Source organism: Bacillota bacterium, assembly GCA_012518215.1.
In the GTDB taxonomy this organism is placed as follows: Bacteria; Bacillota; Dethiobacteria; order DTU022; family PWGO01; genus JAAYSV01.
Genome location: JAAYSV010000029.1, coordinates 27,603 through 49,098 on the forward strand (window position 1 = coordinate 27,603; position 21,496 = coordinate 49,098).

The 21,496-nt window shown below is 51.2% G+C and carries 18 protein-coding genes and 4 tRNA genes; 4 read left to right on the top strand and 18 right to left on the bottom strand.

Annotated elements, in window-relative coordinates:
- Positions 1 to 45: 45 nt before the first annotated feature.
- Positions 46 to 2,040, top strand: coding sequence for a bifunctional metallophosphatase/5'-nucleotidase (locus GX364_05060; protein ID NLI70215.1), 1,995 nt, complete (start codon positions 46 to 48; stop codon positions 2,038 to 2,040).
- A gap of 219 nt (positions 2,041 to 2,259) precedes the next feature.
- Positions 2,260 to 2,520 carry a hypothetical protein gene (locus GX364_05065; protein ID NLI70216.1) on the top strand — a complete coding sequence of 87 codons (261 nt, stop codon included), beginning with the start codon at positions 2,260 to 2,262 and terminating at the stop codon, positions 2,518 to 2,520.
- A 140-nt stretch (positions 2,521 to 2,660) separates the two neighbouring features.
- On the opposite strand, the gene GX364_05070 is transcribed toward GX364_05065, so the two are convergent.
- The gene (locus GX364_05070; GenBank protein ID NLI70217.1) at positions 2,661 to 3,542 is read right to left on the bottom strand and encodes a cell wall hydrolase; all 882 of its coding nucleotides are present in this window, start codon (positions 3,540 to 3,542) and stop codon (positions 2,661 to 2,663) included.
- 147 nt (positions 3,543 to 3,689) lie between these two features.
- Between GX364_05070 and GX364_05075 the strand changes: the two genes are divergently transcribed.
- Positions 3,690 to 5,132 (top strand): APC family permease, encoded by a 1,443-nt coding sequence (locus GX364_05075; protein ID NLI70218.1) that lies wholly within the window; start codon positions 3,690 to 3,692, stop codon positions 5,130 to 5,132.
- Positions 5,133 to 5,323: 191 nt separating this feature from the next.
- On the opposite strand, the gene GX364_05080 is transcribed toward GX364_05075, so the two are convergent.
- The 7 genes from GX364_05080 to GX364_05110 form a co-directional block, all read right to left on the bottom strand.
- A tRNA-Ser gene (locus GX364_05080) sits at positions 5,324 to 5,417 on the bottom strand.
- 9 nt (positions 5,418 to 5,426) lie between these two features.
- Positions 5,427 to 5,858: a nucleoside deaminase gene (locus tag GX364_05085; protein NLI70219.1), complete on the bottom strand. Its 432-nt coding sequence runs from the start codon at positions 5,856 to 5,858 to the stop codon at positions 5,427 to 5,429.
- 117 nt (positions 5,859 to 5,975) lie between these two features.
- The gene (gene pyrE / locus GX364_05090; GenBank protein ID NLI70220.1) at positions 5,976 to 6,551 is read right to left on the bottom strand and encodes an orotate phosphoribosyltransferase; all 576 of its coding nucleotides are present in this window, start codon (positions 6,549 to 6,551) and stop codon (positions 5,976 to 5,978) included.
- Positions 6,552 to 6,639: 88 nt separating this feature from the next.
- The gene (deoC, locus tag GX364_05095) at positions 6,640 to 7,302 is read right to left on the bottom strand and encodes a deoxyribose-phosphate aldolase (protein ID NLI70221.1); all 663 of its coding nucleotides are present in this window, start codon (positions 7,300 to 7,302) and stop codon (positions 6,640 to 6,642) included.
- A 146-nt stretch (positions 7,303 to 7,448) separates the two neighbouring features.
- Positions 7,449 to 7,525, bottom strand: a tRNA-Arg gene (locus GX364_05100).
- Between the two features lie 10 nt (positions 7,526 to 7,535).
- Positions 7,536 to 7,628 (bottom strand) — tRNA-Ser (locus tag GX364_05105).
- A gap of 8 nt (positions 7,629 to 7,636) precedes the next feature.
- A tRNA-Ser gene (locus tag GX364_05110) sits at positions 7,637 to 7,723 on the bottom strand.
- 272 nt (positions 7,724 to 7,995) lie between these two features.
- Here GX364_05110 and GX364_05115 point away from each other — a divergent pair.
- On the top strand, positions 7,996 to 8,742 hold the full coding sequence (locus GX364_05115) for a histone deacetylase family protein (GenBank protein ID NLI70222.1): 747 nt from the start codon (positions 7,996 to 7,998) through the stop codon (positions 8,740 to 8,742).
- A 118-nt stretch (positions 8,743 to 8,860) separates the two neighbouring features.
- On the opposite strand, the gene serS is transcribed toward GX364_05115, so the two are convergent.
- The 10 genes from serS to GX364_05165 all read right to left on the bottom strand — a co-directional run bounded on the left by serS (position 8,861) and on the right by GX364_05165 (position 21,494).
- Positions 8,861 to 10,147: a serine--tRNA ligase gene (gene serS / locus GX364_05120; GenBank protein NLI70223.1), complete on the bottom strand. Its 1,287-nt coding sequence runs from the start codon at positions 10,145 to 10,147 to the stop codon at positions 8,861 to 8,863.
- Between the two features lie 48 nt (positions 10,148 to 10,195).
- A complete protein-coding gene (argS, locus tag GX364_05125; GenBank protein ID NLI70224.1) occupies positions 10,196 to 11,926 on the bottom strand; it encodes an arginine--tRNA ligase in 1,731 nt (576 codons plus the stop codon).
- 174 nt (positions 11,927 to 12,100) lie between these two features.
- A complete protein-coding gene (locus GX364_05130; GenBank protein ID NLI70225.1) occupies positions 12,101 to 13,279 on the bottom strand; it encodes a hypothetical protein in 1,179 nt (392 codons plus the stop codon).
- A gap of 192 nt (positions 13,280 to 13,471) precedes the next feature.
- Positions 13,472 to 14,854: a cell wall metabolism sensor histidine kinase WalK gene (locus tag GX364_05135; protein ID NLI70226.1), complete on the bottom strand. Its 1,383-nt coding sequence runs from the start codon at positions 14,852 to 14,854 to the stop codon at positions 13,472 to 13,474.
- Between the two features lie 64 nt (positions 14,855 to 14,918).
- Positions 14,919 to 15,620 (bottom strand): response regulator transcription factor, encoded by a 702-nt coding sequence (locus GX364_05140; protein ID NLI70227.1) that lies wholly within the window; start codon positions 15,618 to 15,620, stop codon positions 14,919 to 14,921.
- A gap of 3 nt (positions 15,621 to 15,623) precedes the next feature.
- A complete protein-coding gene (locus GX364_05145) occupies positions 15,624 to 16,187 on the bottom strand; it encodes a uracil-DNA glycosylase (protein NLI70228.1) in 564 nt (187 codons plus the stop codon).
- A gap of 280 nt (positions 16,188 to 16,467) precedes the next feature.
- The gene (locus GX364_05150) at positions 16,468 to 17,616 is read right to left on the bottom strand and encodes an alanine--glyoxylate aminotransferase family protein (protein NLI70229.1); all 1,149 of its coding nucleotides are present in this window, start codon (positions 17,614 to 17,616) and stop codon (positions 16,468 to 16,470) included.
- Positions 17,617 to 17,696: 80 nt separating this feature from the next.
- Positions 17,697 to 18,815: a D-alanine--D-alanine ligase gene (locus GX364_05155; protein NLI70230.1), complete on the bottom strand. Its 1,119-nt coding sequence runs from the start codon at positions 18,813 to 18,815 to the stop codon at positions 17,697 to 17,699.
- 82 nt (positions 18,816 to 18,897) lie between these two features.
- The gene (fusA, locus tag GX364_05160; protein NLI70231.1) at positions 18,898 to 20,979 is read right to left on the bottom strand and encodes an elongation factor G; all 2,082 of its coding nucleotides are present in this window, start codon (positions 20,977 to 20,979) and stop codon (positions 18,898 to 18,900) included.
- 17 nt (positions 20,980 to 20,996) lie between these two features.
- On the bottom strand, positions 20,997 to 21,494 hold the full coding sequence (locus GX364_05165) for a 3-isopropylmalate dehydratase small subunit (protein ID NLI70232.1): 498 nt from the start codon (positions 21,492 to 21,494) through the stop codon (positions 20,997 to 20,999).
- Positions 21,495 to 21,496 lie beyond the last annotated feature (2 nt).

A 21,496-nucleotide genomic window follows, 5' to 3' on the forward strand; every position in this document is an offset into this window, starting at 1 on the left:
TGTTATAATAATTTATAAAAGATTAGGAGAGGTGTGTGATCATTCATGTCCCCTGGAAAGTACAATATTGCTTTAACCATCTGTTTGGTCCTGGCCCTGCTGTTCTCCCCCTTCATGCAACTGTTATACGGCCCTGCTGTTGCAGCAGAGGCTGTGGACGGGGAAATATTATTTACCATTCTGCATACAAACGATGAACATTCCTCCCTTCTGGCACATTCCCCGGCCATCGATTTCGATCCCGAAAAAAAGAATAACGCCATCGGGGGCTTCGCGCGCCTGGCCACGGCTATCGAAGAGGTCAGGGAACGCAAAAACAGTGAGGGTGAAGAGGTTCTGCTTTTTTCTGCCGGCGATTACCTTGGGGGATCATCTTTCGCCTGGCTGTCCACTCAAGGCTCCGCCCCGGAGTTGAAATTGCTGCAACAGATGGGGTACGATGCCGTCACCATCGGCAACCATGAATTTGATTTTGGCGAAGATGTCTTGCTCGACTATCTGAAAGAAGCGGGCTATCCCGAAGCTCATGAAAAAACTGCATTGATATCATCGAATATTCTGGCACCCGATCATCCGCTCGGGGAACCGGGACTCATCAAGAACACGCACATGCTGGAAGTTGAAGGGTTGAAAATCGGTCTGTTTGGACTGATCGGGGAGACAGCCGTTATCTTTGCTTCCTCCAATGTCAAGGACATCGATTTTGCCGACCAGACAGAGGCCGCCAGGGAAGCGGTCGCCGAATTGAAAGAACAGGGGGCCGATATCATCATCGCCATCACCCATTGCGGTGTGGATGAAGATCAGCAGCTGGCACGCAAGGTCAAAGGAATAGATATCGTTGTCGGCGGCCACAGTCATACCGTCCTGGAAGAACCGGTGATCGAGGGCGAGACGATCATCGTGCAGACCGGTTCGCTTCTTCATTACATGGGGATCCTGGAAGTCGCCTACAACCCTGAAACGGGGAAAGTGCGCCTCCGCAACACAGAAAATGGAGTTCCCTATCTGCGCCCTCTGGATGGCACTGTCCCCCCTCACCCCGGAATGATGGACGCCCTGGAGGAATACATCGGCGAACTTGATTCCTTTATCAGTGAACGCACCGGCGGGAAAGTAAACAGTATCATGGATACCATTGCCTATGCGGACTTTCCCTTGCCCAACAAACCTCCGCTTGAAGAATCAACCCTGGGCAACTTTGTCGCCGATGCAATGCGCCTCATCACCGAGGAGAAAACGGGAAAGAAGGTTGATTTTGCCGTCCAGGCCAATGGCTCCATACGTGGCAGTATTATTCCCGGAACAGAACCCTATTCCCTGAACCGCATTTCCTTCTACGATATCGTGGAGCAGGTCGGGCTGGGCAGCGACCCCGACGGTGATCCCGGCTACCCCATGGTCTCGTTCTATCTGAACGGCAAGGAAATTTCCCGCGTTCTGGAGATCGCCGCCTTGCTTCCCGAAGCATTCGGAAATGAATTTTTCCTCCAATGGTCGGGATTGCGCTTCACCTACGATCCGGACAGAACCATCATATTCAAAATCCCCTTCACCATCTTCCCCCTTCCTTCACTTCATGCTGTCCTTGAATCGGAAGCATATGTGAAAGAGGGAGTACAGACTGCCGATGACGGGGACTATCAGCCGATCGATCCTGAAAAGCTGTATTCGGTGGCAACAGACCTGTATGTTCTCTCCTATCTGCCAATGATCGGGGACTTTCTGCCGATGATGAAAATAGTTCCCAAAGACAGTGCAGGCAACCCGGTGGAAGATCTGGATACCCTGATCGTATATTCGCCGGAGGGTGAACAGCTGAAAGTATGGCAGACGGTGGTCGAGTATGCATTGAAACAGCCGGTGGGTGAATCCGGATACCCCGAAATTCCATCCTACTATCAATCGACCATGGGGCGGGTGAATTATGGTAAAGGTGTCCCGCTGCAGGTCTGGTATCTGCCTGCAGGATTGCTGCTTTTGCTACTGGTCTACCTGATAATCCGCAGAAGAAAAGCAAAGAATGTTTCACAGGTTTGAACAACGGAATGAAACTATCAATACAGGGGGCCGTTCTGCATGAACGGCCCCTGTACTTTCTTATCTTCTTCAACATCCCGGATTTACCAGCTCCCCCTGTAGATCAAGGTTCGCCTTTAACGATCCCTGCTGCTTCGCGAAATGCCGTCCTCTCCCTGAAAAGTTCGATGACCGCCTGTCGATCAGATGACATTAATTTCCATCAGGAGCCTTCTCATCTTGATCCGTTCAACACCACTTTTCATGCCAACCGTGCAGGCCCAAAATGCGCATACCATCTTCCCCTTTCCCCTGCAACGCTTCTTCTTCGGGCTTACACCACCAAAATCCGTCACCTTTTCCCATCTTTTTACTCTTTTACAGGATGTAACAACCCTGTTGCATGGATATTGTCTCCGTTTTTGTTTATTTCCCGGGAAATATGTCGCGCAATATTGCCCGCCAATGGCTACGCCCACCATCGATAATGTCAGTGATTGACATGTCATTCTTTCCAGGGTCGCGGTGAAGATCTTCCCCAAACATTTTCCCGCGGCAGCTCCCGGGCAACCGCTACACCGGGGCACAACATGGGGCGGCCGCCCTCTCTGGCCGGGGCCGCCCCCACGCCTTGAAATCATTCACCTGCTTTTGAAAAACACATGGTTGCCGATAACATTGGTTACCGGTTGCCGCCTGACCCATCGGTCATCTGTCTTGCGTGGATTGTAAAAACTTGTAGCTCCTCCGGATGGATCCTCTCCCTTGAGCGCATCCTTGATTGCCCGCAATGCGGGCTGTTCCGCTTCCTGCCAGATACGGCCATCCCTTACGGGTGAATACTGGTAATGCCCGGATTCCAGCTGGAAGATCACACCCTTGAGGTCATCAGGATAATTTTTGTCATGGATACGGTTCAGCACCGTTGCCGCAACCGCAACCATTCCGCTGTACGGTTCACCATTGGCCTCGGCATGAACCAGTTGTGCAAAAAGCTTCATTTCCTCGGGAGTGAGATCCCATTTTATCGTCTCCGATCTGCACGGGCAATTTGGCCGGACGGCGGAACTTTTATCTGCTTTCTTCGCTGCCTTGCCGATCAGATTGTCGGCAAATATTGCCTTGACCGGGCTCTGTTTGTTCATACACTCGCGGGCAGCGGCATCAACCGCAGGTGGATACCATGACAACACCAGGGCAAACACCATCAACATGCAGAGCCATCCGGTCCATTTTGCTTCAAACACTCTACTGACCTCCTTTCTTCCTGTTACTTGAATCCTGAACAAAAGGCTGACCCCTCCGGGCCAACCGTCCCCATATTTTAGAACATCGCCAACAAAAATCAATAATGCCTCCGCTTCCTCAACATCGATAAAAATGGGCGTAACTTGCTCATAGTCAACATCCTCTCCCGAACGGACTGAACCATTGCAATCCGGCCCGATGGCATCATCCGGCAGTATTTTACGCCTTTTCCCACCGGAATCACCACCCCATATCGGCATCTCCTTTCTCCCCACCCGACGCCCCCGTTCCGGACTGAGTTTTTCCTTTCCGGGGCTGCCCGATTGCCATATCCGACTTTTTGATTTATGATATTAATGTTGAACAAACAAGGAATTGTGTTCATAACCGGGTAATATTTACAACACAGGGAGGCCGTAGCAATGCAAAATGAAAGAAAAAAATTGGAAAAATCACTGAAACCGTTTCCCATCTTTGCCATTGCGATGGGGAGCATCATCGGTTTCGGGTGTTTCGTGTTGCCCGGCAACCTTTTTCTGCCCACCGCAGGCCCCCTGGGGACAGCCATAGGAATGACCCTGGGGGCTCTGATTACCATTCTTATAGCATCAAACTACGGCTACATGGTCAGGAAACTGCCCGTGGCAGGAGGTGCATTCGCCTATACATACAAATGTTTTGGGAGAGTTCATGCCTTCGTATGCGGCTGGTTTCTGGTCCTGACTTATCTTTCCATCGTCTCTTTGAATGCTACAACCCTCGGGCTTATCGGCCGTTACATGATACCCGGTGTTTTTCAGAAAGGTTACATGTACTCCATCGCCGGCTGGGAAGTCTACGCCGGGGAGATAGCGATAGCCTGCATCGCTCTGATTTTTTTCGCTTACGCCAACAATCGCGGCGTGGAGATCGCCGGATTCATGCAGACCATCATGGTCGTGGCACTGCTCGGTTCGGTAATCGTCCTGATTGCAGCGGCGTTTGTCAGCCCACAGGCCTCCTTCCGCAATCTTCTGCCCGGATTCCCCACGGGAAGTGTCCCTCTGACCGGCGTACTGGCCATTGTGGCCATAGCACCATGGGCTTACATCGGATTCGACTGTATCCCGCAGGCTGCCGAAGAATTTGATTTCTCACCCCAAAAAACCTTCAAACTCATGGCCCTGGCCATCGGGAGTGGCGCGTTCTGTTATGTCGCCGTTTCCGCGGTTACCGCCATGGTCTTTCCCTGGGAAGAGTTTATCGCCGGCAACCCCATCTGGGCCACGGGGCAGGCTACGGAAGAGCTCCTGGGAAAAACAGGCATGATCTTCCTGGGCCTGGCTCTGACCGCTGCCATCGTTTCAGGAATAAACGGTTTTTATGTGGCTGCAAGCCGCCTGCTGTTTGCCATGTCCAGGGCCAGGGCACTGCCGACCTGGTTCGAGAAGATCCATCCCCGCTATCATACGCCCTCCAACGCTCTTCTTTTTTCCATGGCCATATCCCTGGCCACCCCCTGGTTCGGCCGGGAAGTCATTCTCTGGGTAGTGGATATGGCTTCCACCGGTGGCGCAATCGCCTATCTCTATACCAGTCTCGGGGTGTTCGTCCTGGCCAGGGGTATCAGGGATGTTTCGGCCAGCAAGACCAGGACGCTCGGGCTCGTGGGAGCGATTCTCTCCGTTTCTTTTCTTTTTCTGCTGCTCCTGCCGGGAATGCCCTCATCCCTGTCCCATCAATCCCTGGTTGCACTGATCGTATGGTCCGTGCTGGGGGTTGTATTCTATGCCCTGATGAAAAAAAAATATCAATCCACGAGCAAAAAAGACCTCGACCGCCTCATCTTTGGCAACGTGGACCATCAACTCCCAACGGAAAAATAATCCTTGCAGCCCTGCCTGCATAAACAGCAATTCCCGGCCAGCAAATGATGCTTTCACCATCTCCCCCGAAAAGTTTTTCAAGGTACCGGTGCGTGCTTTCCGGCGAATCCGGGCCACAAAACCTGTACACGGAATCTTTGAATTCTGGAAAGATGAAAAGGCAGCCTCTTCCGAAGCTGCCTTTCATGATCTGGCGGAGAGACAGGGATTCGAACCCTGGAAGCGGCTCATCACCACTTACTCGATTTCGAGTCGAGCGCCTTCGTCCAGCTCGGCCATCTCTCCATGCTACTTTCATGCCCGACGCATCTGAAAAAAACGCGACAGAAGCTCGCCGCACTCTTCCTCCAGGACTCCCGGTGTTACCTTCATACGGTGATTCAGCCGTTCATCCTGTACCAGATTGTACAGGCTGCGCACCGCCCCCGCCTTGGGGTCAGCCGCACCGTAAACCAGCCTTTCCACCCGGGCCTGCACAAGGGCGCCGGCACACATGGAGCAGGGCTCCAAGGTGACATAGACCGTGGTTCCCGTCAAGCGCCAGCTCCCCGATTTGCGACATGCTTCCCGGATGACCAGCATTTCGGCGTGTGCCGTGGCATCGCCGCTTTTTTCCCTGCGGTTATGGTCGGAGGCGATCACTTTCCCGTCACCGACAAGCACCGCCCCCACCGGAACCTCCCCTTCAAGGAAGGCTTCACGGGCTTCCTCCAATGCCAACTGCATATATTCAAGATCTGCCTCGTAGATGGACCTTCCCCCCTACCAATATATATCCGTTGCCGCCGTTTGTAAAGCCTTGACCATGGCCCCTCACCGACCATCCGCCCGGGCAAACCATCCTCAGTCCCCGAGGTTGAAATCATCTATGGTGAATACCGCATCCAGGACAAAACCCTCCCCCGCAAAGGCCCGGGCAGCCCCTTCCTTGCGATCAAGCAAGGCCAGCACTTTTAAAATTTCAAACCCCTTTTCGCGAAGATAAGAGGCCGTTCCCAGAGCAGAGCCTCCCGTGGTGACCACATCCTCGACCACGATTATCCTGGCCCCCGGTTCAAGCGGTGGCCCCTCGATCCTTTTGGAGTCGCCATGTTTTTTGGCCTCTTTACGATCGATGAAAAATTTGATATGGGCGAGCCCCTCCTGGTAACATAGCGGCGCCAACGAGCCTGCAAGCGGGACAGCCCCCATGGCCGCTCCGCCTATGGCATCAACTTCGATGCCCCTGATTCTCTCCAGAAAAGCCCGGGCCACGAGATAGGCGCCTTCTGCAGTGAGAATTACATTTTTACTGTTGAAATAATACCCGCTCATCTTGCCCGAGGTGAGACGGAATTTCCCTACCTTGAAGGCATGTTCCTGCATGTAACGCCTCAACTTCTCGCGTTCCTGTTCCAGGCTGCTGACCCGATCTTTCACCGTGCAAACTCCTTTCTTTCCGTGGTTCCTGCCTCCACGCCAAAAATATTTTCCTGAACATACGATGCCCTTCATGCAGTTAAAAATATTATTTTTTGTTTTCAAGCTCCCTGGCAATAGCCACCCCGGAGCTGCTTCCTATCCTGCTGGCACCGGCATCGATCATCTGCAACAGGGTCTCGAGGTCCCTGATTCCCCCGGAAGCCTTGACCCCGATGTCCGGCCCCACCGTGCTGCGCATCAGGCGAACATCTTCCACGGTGGCCCCACCGTGGCCGAACCCGGTGGAGGTTTTGACAAAATCGGCCCCCTCCCCGACGGCCAACCGGCAGGCCGTAACTTTCTCCGCCGCGGTCAAGAGAGAACACTCGATGATCACCTTTACCAGCGCCCGCCCCGCCACGGCCCTGATCACCGCCTTGATATCTTCCGATACCTGGTTGCCCCGGCCATCTTTCAGCGCACCGATGTCAAGCACCATGTCAATTTCATCGGCACCATCTTCAACTGCCAGCGCAGCTTCCGCAGCCTTTATTTCCGTCCTGTGGGCCCCCAGGGGAAACCCGACCACCGAGCAGGTCCGGATCCCGGTGGCCTTCAATTCCCGCGCAACAAGCGGTATGTGACAGGGGTTCACACATACGGAAGCAAAACCATACTGCCGCGCCTCCTTGCAAAGCTGCACCACCTGCACGGCGGTGGCCTCGGGCTTCAACAGGGTATGATCGATATATTGACAGATCCTTTCCAGATTGTGTGGCACTGTCTCACATCCCCCGATTTTCAACTACCTGCAAACTCTTCCCACAAATTATAACACAAGTAATATACGATCAGGCCGTTCCATGTCACGGAATGTTAATAAATAAAACCCGCTCCGTCAGCGGGTTTTATTTATGGCACGCCCGGGAGGACTTGAACCCCCGACCTACTGATCCGTAGTCAGTCGCTCTAATCCACTGAGCTACGGGCGCCCAATTCTTTTGGCGGAGAGAGTGGGATTTGAACCCACGAAGCAGCTGTTAACCGCTTAATCGCTTAGCAGGCGACCGCCTTCGACCTCTCGGCCATCTCTCCCTGATTCGTGGCGGAGGGGGTGGGATTCGAACCCACGGCCCTCTCGGGTCACCGGTTTTCAAGACCGGCTCCTTAAACCTCTCGGACACCCCTCCGGGTGCGAAAACAGTATAACACAATCCTGTTTACATAGTCAATCTGTACAGGTAGCCAGGACGGTGTCACCTGCTGCAGAAAAAATCAGAGAACCCCCGGGGGTCAGTGTCCTGTATTCCGACAAAAAGGAAATATGTTCACCCGTGCAGAATAAAACAAGCAGAGAAACCGTGCGGGGGCGGCTACACCCGGTCCATCATGATCCCATTCCGGCCTGCCTCCACCTGTAGCGGTGTATCACAAAATCGGTTTGAAAAAGGAGTTATCCGGAATGAAGGTTGTTTACCATGAAGATTATAACGAGGTTTACACATCCGATCCAGCCGCTTCCGAAGGAAGGATCCAGGCGGTTGTAAAGGCCCTTGAAGGAAGGGTTTCATTTGTTGAACCGGAACCGGCATCGGAAGAAATTATTCTATCGATACATACACCGGAACATGTAAAATCCGTGGAAAGGGCCGGTTTGTATGACATTGCAGCACTGGCGGCAGGGGGCGCCATCAAGGCTGCCGAGATCGCCCTTTCCGAACCATGTTTTGCCCTCATCCGCCCCCCCGGCCATCACGCATCGGCAAACAGTTCCTGGGGTTTTTGTTATTTCAACAACATGGCCATCGCCCTGGAACACCTGAAAAACCGGGGGGAAATCGGAAAGGCATTTATTCTGGATTTCGATCTGCACTTCGGTGATGGAAATGTCAATATCCTGGGCAACAGGGAATACGTTACGATCTGCAATCCTTCCGCACAGAAGCGGCCCGAATATCTGGAAGAGGTGGAAAATGAATTGGCCGAAACCGATGCGGATATGATCGCCGCCTCCGCCGGATTTGACAATCACGAAGCCGACTGGGGCGGGCTGCTGAAAACGGAAGATTATACCTGCATGGGCCGGCTGATGAAACAAGCCGCCCAACGCAACGGGGGAGGCTGCTTCGGCATCCTTGAAGGCGGTTACAATCATTACGTCCTGGGTAGAAACGTCCTTGCTTTCATCGAGGGTCTGAAAGAAACATAGGGGCAATTTGATTCAAAGGCCGTGAAAAAGGAAATGACTGCCGTCAGCCTTTACTTGCAATCCTGCGATGCTTTTACAAATATCACTCTTTAACCCCATTTTCGGAGGTATCATCCTTTCAACGATTCGAATGGATAACGGTAATCGTCGGGTCGGGGAAATATCTCCTCAGAACCTCGGGAATGACAATACTTCCATCCTTCTGTTGATAGTTTTCCATCAATGCAGCAACCGTGCGGCCTATGGCCAGCCCCGAGCCATTCAGGGTATGGACAAATTCTACCCTTTCCCTGTCCGCCGGGCGAAAACGTATCTGCGCCCTGCGGGACTGGAAATCGCGGAAATTGCTGCAGGAGGATACTTCGCGGTAGGTCCGGGCAGAGGGCATCCATATCTCCAGATCGTATTTTTTGGCGGCGGCAAAACCCAGATCCCCTGCACACATGAGCATCACGCGGTAGGGAATATTCAACAGCTGCAATACCTTCTCCGCGTTGGCCACCAGGCTTTCCAGCTCGTCATCAGAACTCCGGGGTGTCACGAATTTCACCAGCTCTACCTTGTTGAACTGATGTTGGCGTATCAGCCCCCGGGTATCCCGACCATGAGCGCCGGCTTCCGCCCTGAAACATGCGGTATAGGCCACATAATAAATGGGCAGTTCATCCTCCTGCAGTATTTCGTTGCGGTGAAGGTTGGTTACCGGAACTTCCGCGGTGGGCACCAGGTAGTAATCCCGTCCCTCGATCTTGAAGGCATCCTCGGCAAATTTGGGTAGCTGGCCCGTACCGGTCATGCTCTCGCTGTTGACCATGAAGGGAGGGAATACTTCATGATAGCCATGTTCCCGGACATGCAGATCGAGCATAAAATTGATCAGGGCACGTTCCAGTTGCGCCCCCAATCCGTAATATATTGCAAAGCGGCTTCCCGTTATCTTTCCGGCCCGCGGGAAATCGAGAATGTTCAGATCGGCTCCCAGGTCCCAGTGAGTTTTTGGTTCAAAGTCGAACCGTGGTTGCTCTCCCCACCGCCTGGTTTCCACATTGTCCTCCTCGGTAGCACCCGGTGGGACCTCTTCATCGGGAATGTTGGGGATATGCAGGAGTATCTGCTCCATCTCCTCGTTGAGCAGGCGCAATTTGTCGTCCATCTCCCTGATACGGTCTGCAACCTGCCGCATTTCTGCAACTTTCTCCCCGGCCTCCCCCCCTTTTGCTTTCCGATTGCCGATTTCTTTGGAGACTACATTGCGTCGATGTTTCAGTTCCTCGACATCCTTGAGCATGACCCTTCTGTTGTTGTCCAGCTCCAGCAGCCTGTCAAGATTGGCCTCGTCGCCTTTCAGTTGCATCGCTCTTCTGACCACGTCCGGATTGTCTCTGATAAATTTAACGTCCAGCAATGGTTGATACCTCCCTTTCCCATAGCATTGCTCCATCCCCTGATTGTCTTACATTTCCTCCGGGGCTTCGATACCCAACAATTCCAGTCCACCGGCCAGCACTATCCGCGTGGCATCGATCAGAATCAACCGGGATGATGTCTTTTTGTCGTCCCCGGCACCAAGAACCGGGCAGTTGTGGTAAAAACGATTGAACTCACGCGCCACATTGATGAGGTAACGGGCAAGCAGCGATGGCTTGTCAGCTTCCGCCGAACGCAAGATTGCATCGGGCATCAGTGCCAGTTCCTTTACCAGGCATTCTTCCTCTTCCGCGGTAAATTCTTTGATCATTTCCATTGTATCGGTATGCCCGGACAGCAGGTGGCGATGCTCCTCCCTGGCCTTCCTTGTTATGCTGCAGATACGGGCATGGGCATACTGGATATAGGGAGCCGTTTCACCCGAAAAATCCAGGACTTTCTCCCAATCAAAATCGATATTTTTGATACGATCATTGCTCAGATCACCGAATTTTATGGCCCCCAGGCCCACAATGCGGGCCGCATTTTCCTTGTCGTGCAGATCGGGATTTTTTTCTTCTATTATATCCCCGGCAAGGGCGATGGCCCTGTCGACAACCTCTTCAAGGAGGATAACATTCCCTTCCCGTGTGGACATCCGCCCTTCCTTGAAACGGATAAGCCCGAACGGGACATGAACACAATTTTCGGCCCAATCGTAGCCGAGCAACTCCAGTATCTTGAACATCTGCTGAAAATGCAGAGTCTGCTCCGACCCCACCACATAGAGCATCCTTGAGAAATTGAATTGTTCGTGGCGGTAAATTGCCGCGGCTATATCCCTGGTCATGTAAAGAGTTGTACCGTCTTTTTTCTGCAGAATGCTTGTTGGCAGGCCGTACTTTTCCAGATCAACGATCAGTGCCCCGTCACTCATCCTGGTGATGCCTTTTTCTTTTATCAGGCTCAGGGTTTGTTCCAGATATGGATTGTAATGGCTTTCCCCGTGATAATAATCAAATTCGATGCCAAGGATCCTGTAGACACGCTTGAACTCCTCCAGACTGAATTGGCAGAAGGTTTTCCAGAGAGACAGGGCTTCCTTTTCACCGCCCTCGAGGCGCCTGAACCAATCGCGGGCATCGTCTTCCAGGCTTTCCTGGTTTTTTGCTTCCTGATGGAATTTGACATAGAGCTCGTAGGCATAATCAACGGGATCATCCTGCAATTTTTGCTCTTCTCCCCACAGGGTGTATGCGGTTATCAGTTTCCCGAACTGTGTCCCCCAATCCCCGAGATGGTTGATTCCCACGCAATTGTACCCCAGAGCACGGTAAATCAGATACAGGGCGTTACCGATGATCGTGGAACGCAGGTGCCCGACCCCAAAAGGTTTGGCGATATTGGGTGCAGAATAATCGATCACTACCGTGCCCCCCTCGCCTTCATGGCACCATTCATTCCATTGCCTTCCGGCAAGAATCTCTTCGATGACCCTGCCGCCAAGTGCGTTGAAATTCATATGGAAATTCAGGTAGGGGCCTTTGGAATCCACGGCATTCCAGTAGATCCCCTGTTGGTGGCGCAACCGGTCCGCCAGTTCCCCGGCAATCAATGCCGGCGGTTTGCGTCTCTCCTTGGCCAGAACGAAACAGGGAAAGGAAAGATCCCCCATGTTTTTTTCCGGGGGGATTTCCAGCAGTTCCTGGATCTGCTCCGCATCTATATTTGTCCAGGGGGAAAGCAACTGACTGATTTCTTTTTTTAGTCTCAGCATGATCCTATTGCTTCCTCCTTTTTTTATATATTTTATCCCATAATTTACATTAAAACAATTGCTTCCCGGCCGGCCATGGCCATATTTTGACCGAAAAAAACCCATCTGTTCATATTCTCAAAGATGGGATCGGGGGACATAAATGTTTTTCAACGGGTGGCGGATTCTTCTGGTTTACTTCCGGCCAAGTAGATTGACCTGATATACACTGCCATCATTGCCAATAACAAATACATTGTTGCACGGAGAAGCGACGACCCTTTCAACCTTGATGGGAAGATCTATCTCCCTGTCCGGTTCGCCTTTCTCGTTCACCAGCACCATCCTGCTAAAACTCTCCCTGGTTTTATTTACCTTGTTCTCCAGGACCCCGGCGCAGTATATTGTACCCCGTCCGTCCGGGGAAAAGGCAACCCGGGCATCAACGTCGACAAGATTTTCCCAGATCAGTTTCCCCCGGGCATCAAAGAAATAAAGATTGTTTTTCCGGTTGCCCTGCTTATCAAAAACCAGCATCCTGTCACCCGCGGGATTGATGAAAACTTCCGCAGGATCCATCCTCCATGCCGTTCTCCATATCTCCTCCATCAGGTTGTTGTAAACAACGATATTGCCGACTTCATCTTGCATCGCAAGGAAGTTGCCCGCAGGTGACAAAGCTTTCAACTCGGAACCTTCAATCCTCCATAGTTCTTTCCCTTGCAGGTCAAGAACCACGGTGCTGCAAGAGTCCTCCTCCTTTTCCGTGTAGTAAATCTCTTGATCATCTGATGATGCCGCGAGGCAGAGAATTGTCCCTGTCTCCACATCCCATTCCTGACCTGTCCGATGATTGTAATATGCAAGCCGTTCAGAGCCGTTCTTGCCCCCGCTCCCCGATACCAGCCATTCTCCGGAAGAAGAAAGGGCCAGGTGAGTGACCGGGCCTTCAAAGTTACTTTCCCTGATCACCTCCTGGTTTTCTTTGATCAAGAAAAGGCCTCCCGATGAGGTTCCGATCGCCAGGTATTGCCCGCAGGCACTTATCTTTGTCTGCAAGGGATCGCTTTCAAAATCCTTTTCCCATTTCAAATTTCCCCCGTTATCGGTCAATACAACTGACTTTATATCGCTACCAAAGAATATGTCCGCCCCGTCGCGGCTGATGGAAAGATCAAGGACCTGGACATCGGAGCAGGGGTAATATTTTAATTCAAAAAGGTTCTCCTCGTCATGCTTGAAACTGATAAATGGCTCAACCGGAACCGCGTCTGTTTTTTTGAAGGGGAAAAGGCCATAGTACAGGGCAACCCCGAGATAAAGCAAGGCTGCCACAATCACAACCAGTCCCAGAATTTTGCTTCTTTTTTCCATGATGATCCGCCCTGTCTGTTGTTATTGCTTTGATATTGCGACATATGGATGCTATTATTATTTTACTCCTTTGCATGATCAAAAGGTTTAACAAGTTTTAATATCCGGGACAGCAAGATTAAATCTTGCTAATAACTAACTGCAGATATCCGTGGAGTCCGGGGCGCATCCCGGTTTCTTCTCCTTGACGTCCTACTTTTCTTCCGGTTTCTGTGTAACGATAACCCGGGGAAGGGAGACATAAAAACTGCTGCCCCGCCCTTCCTGACTTTCCACGCGTATCGTTCCCCCGTGAACCTCAACAATTTCACGGGCAATAGCCAGCCCCAGACCTATTCCCCCTTCATCACGCGAACGAGCGGTGTCCACGCGGAAAAACCTCTCGAATATAAGCTTCTGTTCATCCATCGGTATCCCTTTTCCCGTATCTTCCACTTTTATCTCTACTGTATCTGCCTCTTCCCATGCTGTGATGCTTACCTGCCCTCCCGCTCCGGTAAATTTCAACGCATTGTCAAGCAGATTGTAGAACACCTGTCTTATCTGTCCCGGGGAACCCGAAATCATGAGCACGGCAACCGGAATTTCATGAACGAATTTCACATTGGCCCGGGTGAACCAGTGGGACATCTGCTCGATAACCTCCAGCAAGATGTTTCTCAGGGAAAAATGCTTGCCGTGTTCCTTGACTTTGGTGTGTTGCAATTTGGTCAGCTCAAGAAGATCGGTTACAAGATTGGTCAATCTCTGGGTCTGCTGGTCCAGATCCTCGAAAAAATCCCGCTGCTGTTCGGGTTCCATTTCATGTTCTTTCAAAGATTGTATCAATATGCTCAGGGTGGCGAGCGGGGTGCGCAGTTCATGAGACACATTGGCCGCAAAAGCCTGGAGGTTTCTGGTCATATAGTTGATGCGTTCGGCCATAACATTGAACTGTCCCGCCAGCCTGCCAATCTCATCCCCGGATGGAATCTTTATTTTCTGATCGAGGTCCCCGTCAGCCATCTTTTGTGCCGCCAGGGTCAGAGCTCCCAGGGGCTCCGAAAAGCGCCGCGCCAACAAAAATGATGCCACGGCAACCAGGAAAACAGCGGCCATGGTTGTCCAGAAGAGGAGCATGCGGATATCCCCCAGTATTTGATATACCTCAAGAAGGGAGGCAGACAGGAAGATGGCCCCGATGGGGGGGGAATTGTCATTTTCATCACTTTTGACGGGTACCGCAACCTGCATGATCCAGTTCCGGGATTCCTCGCTGTACTGTACACTCCTGCCAATCTCCCCACGCAAGGCATCGTTGATTTCAACACGGTCAAGTTTCTTGCCCAGCTTGCTGTTGACTCTCAACGAGTCGCCTATCACATTTTTTTTACTGTCCACAACAATGAGGCGCGTTGGTGGCTGGGTCTGATGACCGATGTTCTCGGTCAGGGAGATCAATCTGGGCTGGTCGATGTCGTCTTTCATGTAACCCCTGACAAACTCTGCCGCAAGGGTGCCGCTGCGCACCAGCATCTCTTCCTGATGAACAAAATAATAATGCTTGAGCCAGTTGTACAATGTCAGACTGGCCACAAGCATTACCGGCAAGATAACTAGCAGAAAATATAACATTAACCTGTTGCGGATGCTCGTAATTTTAAACATTGGAATGGTCTACAAATTTGTAACCGGTCCCCCATACGGTAATGATCAGTTCGGGGTTCCCGGGATCCTTTTCGATTTTTTCCCTCAGGTGCCTGATATGTACATCCACCGTCCGCGCATCTCCGTAATAATTGTAACCCCAAACCTGTTCCAGCAATTCTTCCCTGGAAAATACTTTGCCCGTGTTGGTTGCAAAGAAGCTGAGCAATGCAAATTCTTTCGATGTGAGTTCAACTTCTTCTTCCCCCAGACGGACTTTTCTCTGTAACAAATCGATGCGGATATCCCCCACGTTGATATGTTTTTTGAGGACTTCCGGCCGGGATTCGACCCTTCTCAAAACCGACTTCATCCTCGCCACCAATTCACGGGGGTTGAAGGGCTTGGTAAGATAATCGTCAGCACCCAGCTCCAGCCCCAGAACCTTGTCTATATCCTCGGTGCGTGCCGTAAGCATAATTATCGGGGTATCCATCTTTTTGCGTATGATACGGCAGACCTCAAACCCATCGATACCGGGCAGCATCAGATCCAGAATTATCAGGTCATATTTCTGTTCGGGATCATTTATCTTCTCGACCGCTTCTCTGCCATCATAAGCTGCATCGATTTGAAAACCCTCTTTTTCAAGGTTGAACTTTAACGCTTTTACCAAGGTTTTCTCATCATCCACGATTAACACTTTCTTGTACATGAACTACCCTCCCTGATCTAGTATCTCACGATATTTTTTTTCAACCTGTTTGAAATCTTCCCAGACCGGCCGCTTTTTGCGGGGGTCCCTTAACAATGCCGCCGGATGAAATGTGGGCATGTACATCCGCGAGCCGATTTTTTTCCATTGCCCCCTCATCCTCGTGATCAGCGCTTTTTCATCGATAAGTGTACGTGTCGACAGAGATCCCAGGCAGACGATTATACGAGGATTGATAAGCGCAATTTGTTGGTGCAAATATGCAAGACACGAACTGATTTCTTCAGGTTCGGGCATCCTGTTCCGCGGTGGCCGGCATTTTACGATATTGGTGATATATACTTCTTCCCGGTTGATGTTTACCGCAGCCAAAATCCTGGTCAGTAGCTGACCGGCACTGCCAACAAAGGGGATACCCTGTTGGTCTTCACTCGCGCCGGGAGCCTCCCCCACCAACATGATTCGGGCCTTCCGGGAACCGGCTCCGAAAATGACCTGTATACAGCCATCCCTCAACGAGCACCGTCTACAGGCCAAACACTGCTTTTCCAGTTTCTCGATGGTCATTGCCCGAGGTTGATCTTTACTTTCCCCGGAACCATCATTTATCAAGCTGAGCAGATCTTTCTGCCCACCTGTAACTCGTTCCATCTTCCCTCCTGATCAATCCGGTTTTTCGCGAGCCAATCGGCAATCTTCGATACGGTGATCTGCAACCTTTTAATATTATCTCCGATATGTACAGTCTTTAAAATTATTCCACGTTCAGCTGACAAATCCTTTTTATTCACCACTTGCAATAAAAAAAAGAGCCCTCCCGGGCTCCATCAATTCATCGTTGCCGCTTCTATATATCCATAATTATTTTCTGGGCTTCGCTTACTCCGGATCCCAATTCCAGGTTGTAGCCCATTTCCAGAAGGCTCATTTCCAGAGCAGCAATGGTAGCCACGATGTCCAATTCGGAAACAGCCCCGAGGTGTCCGATCCTGAAAGTTTCGTTGGACAGCTTTCCCTGTCCGCCGGCAATATCCACACCATATTTTTCATGCATGATCAGGCGCAGGTTTTTAACGTCAATGTTACGGGGGGATTTGATCGCCGTAACAGTTCGGGAAGCATCATTCTCGTTGGAAATCAGAAGGTCAAGCCGCAAGGCTTTGGCCGCGCCTCTGACCGCCCTCATCATGCGTAAATGCCGTTCATGCACCCGGTCGCGGTTTTCCTCCAGAAGCTTGTCCAATGCCGTGTTCAATGCCTCAACCTGCAGGACAGCCGGCGTAAACGGAGTCTGCCCTATCTCCATGAATTCCCTGGCCTTTTTCAGGTTGAAATAATAACAACCCGAAACATTTTTTTGTGCTGCCCACGCCCTGGGACTGACGCTCACAAAAGCAAGGCCCGGTGGAGACATCAATGCCTTCTGGGAACCGGTAAAGCAGACATCGATCTTCCAATCATCCACAGGAAGGGGGACCGCACCCAGGGAACTGACCGTATCCGTTATCAGTAGGGCCGGATGTTCGCCGCGGATCTTGCTGACTTTCTCCACATCATTCATCATCCCGGTGGATGATTCATTGTGTACCATCAGGATGGCCTTTATTTTTCTGGCGGTGTCCACCGCCAATTTCTGGGCCAGCACATCGTAGTTGAGTGGTTTTCCCCATTCAGAATTTATGCCGACGACCTCTACGCCGTATGCTTTGGCTATCGCTGCCATACGTTCCCCGAACACCCCGTTGGAAAGAGATAGAACCTGTTCCCCGGGAGGAATATGATTGACGATACCGGCTTCCATTGCGCCGGTTCCTGATGAAGTAAGTATGAATATATCATTGCTGGTTTGAAATATTTTTTTCAATTTCCCCGTAACTTCTTCGATCAAGGCTCTGAATCTGGGGCCGCGATGATTGAAAATTTCTGCACCCAGAGCCTGTGATACTTCCCGGGGAATGGGCGTCGGCCCGGGAATCATCAGATATTCTTTTTTCATTATTTTTCCTGCTCCTCCTCCGTTTTCAACATTGTGTGATATCCGTTCTTGTATATATAATGTGTTTTATGCTGTCGTTCTTAAATTGGAGGCAAGTTGCTCAACCTTTTACGCCGTTCATTTCTCTGCATGGCTATTTGAATCAACTCCTCGATCAGTTCCCGGTATGAAAGTCCGCTGACTTCCCATAGTTTTGGATACATGCTGATGCTGGTAAACCCCGGAATCGTGTTGATCTCATTGATAAAAATATTTCTATTCTCCGTATCAACAAAAAAATCCGCCCGGGCCATGCCGCTGCCATCTATGGCCTTGAAAGATCTTATCGCCAATTCCTGCACTTCCTCGATCAGCGCCTCTTCAAGTCTGACGGGAATGATCAATTCGGAGTGGTCATCGATATACTTGGTCCTGTAATCATAAAAGTCATGGTTCGGTATAATTTCTCCGGGCAATGAAGCCCGCACCTCCCAATCTCCGAGGACACTGCACTCTATTTCCCTGCCGGGAATAAAAGCTTCCACAATCGCTTTTTCGTCGTAGGCAAATGCTTCTTCCGTTCCCCGGACCAGCTCTTCATCGGAGTATGCTTTGGAAATCCCCACGCTGGACCCCAGGTTTGCAGGTTTTACAAAACATGGATAGCCTATTTCTGCCTCAACCCGGCTTACCCATGCGTTCCGATCCGCAAGCCAGTCCCGCTGTCCAAAATAGAGGTAGCGGCCCACGGGCAGACCGTGCTGAACAAACAGCTCCTTCATCACGGCCTTGTCCATACCCACTGCCGAGGACATAACCCCGCAACCAACATACGGTAGCCCGGCCATTTCCAGCAGTCCCTGAATGGCCCCATCCTCGCCATAAGGACCGTGAAGAACAGGAAAAACAACATCTACTTTCCGGAAAGATTGGATATCATATTTCTCGCCATCGTCCCTTCCCGCCCATAGAAAAAAGCCGGGACAGGTAGGATCCGTCACCAATGTGGCACGAAAACAGTCTTCCGGGGTTTCATTTTTTGACAGAACCCCCCAGGAATTACCCCCGGCAATCCACGTTCCCTCCCGGGTAATACCCACCGGCAAGATTTCGTAACGCTTGCGATCCAGGGTTTCCATTATCGAAGCTGCCGAACGCAGCGAAACTTCATGTTCCCCCGAACGCCCACCAAAAACCACAGCGATTTTTATTTTGGTCATCAACTATACACACCCGTTCCGGGTTCTGGATTGAAGCCCCCACATCACATTATATGTCTGTTTTTCCCCGGTGGCACTTCCTCTATTCGCTTTCTTTCTCTTCTTTGGCCGCCTCGATAATCTTCTCCGCTATCTGGAACGGAACTTCTTCGTAACGGGCAAATTTCATCAGGAAAAACCCTCGTCCCTGGGTCATGGAACGAAGATCGATGGCATAACGGAACATCTCGGCCATCGGAACCTGGGCCCTGATCATCTGCATACCGTTTGAAGGTTCCATACCCTGGATTTTCCCCCTGCGGCTGTTCAAATCTCCCATTATATCGCCCATGAAATCCTCGGGTACCGTTACTTCAACGTCCATGACAGGTTCCAGCAAAATTGGCTCCGCTTCCATGAAACCTTTCTTGAAGGCCACGGAAGCCGCAATCTTGAATGCCAGTTCTGAAGAATCCACGGTATGATATGAACCATCCACCAGGGCCACCCTGATGCCCACCACGGGGTAACCGGCCAGAACGCCCTCCTCCATCGCTTCCCTGATGCCTTTTTCGACGGCCGGGACGTACTGTTTGGGAACAACCCCCCCAAAGATCTTGTCTTCAAAGGTAAAGTCGTTTTCAATATCAGGCTCGATTTCAAGAAAAACATGCCCGTACTGCCCGCGGCCACCACTCTGCTTCTTGTGCTTGGCCTCGGTGCGGGCCTGGCCCTTTATCGTTTCTTTGAAAGGCACCCTGGGCGTTGACAGAACAACCTCCACGCCGAACTTTTTTTGAAGATTGTTAACAATATTTTCCAACTGGAGCTCGCCCATCCCCGAGATCACGGTCTGCCTGGTCTCAATCTTTCTTTCCAGCCGGAAAGTGGGATCTTCATCCAGGAAACGGGCCAACCCGCTACCCACTTTTTCTTCCTCCCCTTTGGTCTTGGGCTCGACCGCGAAAGAAATCACCGGCTCCGGGAATGATATGCGTTCGTAGCAGATCGGGTCATTGCGATCTGAAAGCGTATCACCGGTTGAAGTGGTCTGAAGCTTGGCTACCGCTCCGATATCCCCCGCCATGATCTCTTCTGCCGGAATCTGGGTTTTTCCTCTCATGAAGAAGACCTGCCCGATCCGTTCAGTCTTTTCCTGGCTGCAATTGAAAATCTGGGTGTCCGGCTTCAAAACGCCGGAGTAGACCCTGAAGTAATTGATTCTGCCCACGTAGGGGTCAGCCAGCGTTTTGAAAACTATCGCTGAAAAAGGATCTTCCCGCGATGGCCGTCGTTCAATTTTTTCTTCTTTACCCGGAATCTGCCCGGTCACGGAGCCGCTGTCTTCGGGAGAAGGCATGTAGTCGCTGATGAAGTCCAGCAATGTTTGGATTCCAATACACATGGTCGAAGAACCGCAAAGAATGGGAACTATTGTATTGGAGACGGTACCCTTCTTCAGCCCATCTTTTATCTCATCGTCCGTCAACGGTTCGCCGTCCAGATATTTCATGAGCAGATCATCATCGGTTTCGGCTACCAGTTCCATCAGTTTTTCTCTCAACTCTTCTACTTTGTCCATGTATTCTGCCGGAATCTCTTCCTCCTGCGAAGACCGCCCCGTATCAGAAAAAGAAATCGCTTTCCTTCCAATCAGGTCAATAACCCCTTTGGTGTCAGCTTCTTCACCCCAGGGAATGGTGACCGGTACAACTTTGTTCCCGTAGGCTTTCTGCAACTGATCCACCGCCTTGAAATAGTTGGCGTTCTCTCTATCCTGTTTGTTGATAAAGATCAGGCGTGGCAAATTGTTCTCCTGGGCGTAATTCCACATTTTTTCGGTTCCAACCTCGAGGCCACCCACCGCGCAAACAACGAGCAATGCAGCATCGGCAGCACGCAACGCCCCTAGAACGTCCCCGATAAAATCGAAGTATCCCGGCGTATCCAGCAGGTTGATCCGGTGGTTCTTCCAATCCAGGGGGGCGGGGACAGTGTTGATTGTGATCTGCTTTCTTATTTCCTCGTCATCATAATCGGTCACCATGTTTCCGGCCTCGATTTTACCCAGCCTGTTGGTTGCCCTGGAAACATAGAGCAAGGCTTCTGCCAATGAGGTTTTCCCGGCACCGCCATGAGAAATAAGTGCCAGATTCCTGACCTGACTGATATCGTATTTTGACATAAAACATCCTCCCTGTCTTATAATTTCTTCAATTTTTTCCGGGCATAATTAACCAGTCCGCCTTCTTCTATGAGTTGACGCATGAAAGGAGGAAAGGCCTTGGCCGTGAAACTCAGGCCTTTTTCCGGCAATATGAAGTTGCCTTCTTCAAAATCTATGCTTATCCTGTCTCCGGTCTTCACTTGCGATACGATCCCGGGGCACTCCCAGATGGCAAAACCGATATTCAAAGCATTTCTATAAAATATCCGGGCAAAACTGGTAGCGATAACTCCCGCAATACCGGTGGCTTTCAATGCTATGGGTGCATGTTCACGAGAACTTCCACAGCCAAAATTGCTTCCGGCGACCAGCACATCCCCGGGGTTCACTTCCGCAGCAAACGAAGGATCCAGATCCTCCAGGCAGTGCCGGGCCAGTTTTTCGGGGTCAGATGTGTTCAAATACCTGGCCGGTATGATCACATCGGTGTCCACATCATCACCATAAACCCAAACCCTTCCCTCCGTAATCATGT

What these genes read in the sequence shown, in the direction of transcription:
- GX364_05130 (NLI70225.1), bottom strand. Translation starts at nt 13,279, where the DNA reads ATGGAAAAAAGAAGCAAAATTCTGGGACTGGTTGTGATTGTGGCAGCC.
- GX364_05165 (NLI70232.1), bottom strand. Translation starts at nt 21,494, where the DNA reads ATGATTACGGAGGGAAGGGTTTGGGTTTATGGTGATGATGTGGACACC.
- GX364_05150 (NLI70229.1), bottom strand. Translation starts at nt 17,616, where the DNA reads ATGAAAAAAGAATATCTGATGATTCCCGGGCCGACGCCCATTCCCCGG.
- argS (NLI70224.1), bottom strand. Translation starts at nt 11,926, where the DNA reads ATGCTGAGACTAAAAAAAGAAATCAGTCAGTTGCTTTCCCCCTGGACA.
- GX364_05115 (NLI70222.1), top strand. Translation starts at nt 7,996, where the DNA reads ATGAAGGTTGTTTACCATGAAGATTATAACGAGGTTTACACATCCGAT.
- GX364_05085 (NLI70219.1), bottom strand. Translation starts at nt 5,858, where the DNA reads ATGCAGTTGGCATTGGAGGAAGCCCGTGAAGCCTTCCTTGAAGGGGAG.
- GX364_05155 (NLI70230.1), bottom strand. Translation starts at nt 18,815, where the DNA reads ATGACCAAAATAAAAATCGCTGTGGTTTTTGGTGGGCGTTCGGGGGAA.
- GX364_05140 (NLI70227.1), bottom strand. Translation starts at nt 15,620, where the DNA reads ATGTACAAGAAAGTGTTAATCGTGGATGATGAGAAAACCTTGGTAAAA.
- GX364_05075 (NLI70218.1), top strand. Translation starts at nt 3,690, where the DNA reads ATGCAAAATGAAAGAAAAAAATTGGAAAAATCACTGAAACCGTTTCCC.
- GX364_05145 (NLI70228.1), bottom strand. Translation starts at nt 16,187, where the DNA reads ATGACCATCGAGAAACTGGAAAAGCAGTGTTTGGCCTGTAGACGGTGC.
- GX364_05060 (NLI70215.1), top strand. Translation starts at nt 46, where the DNA reads ATGTCCCCTGGAAAGTACAATATTGCTTTAACCATCTGTTTGGTCCTG.
- fusA (NLI70231.1), bottom strand. Translation starts at nt 20,979, where the DNA reads ATGTCAAAATACGATATCAGTCAGGTCAGGAATCTGGCACTTATTTCT.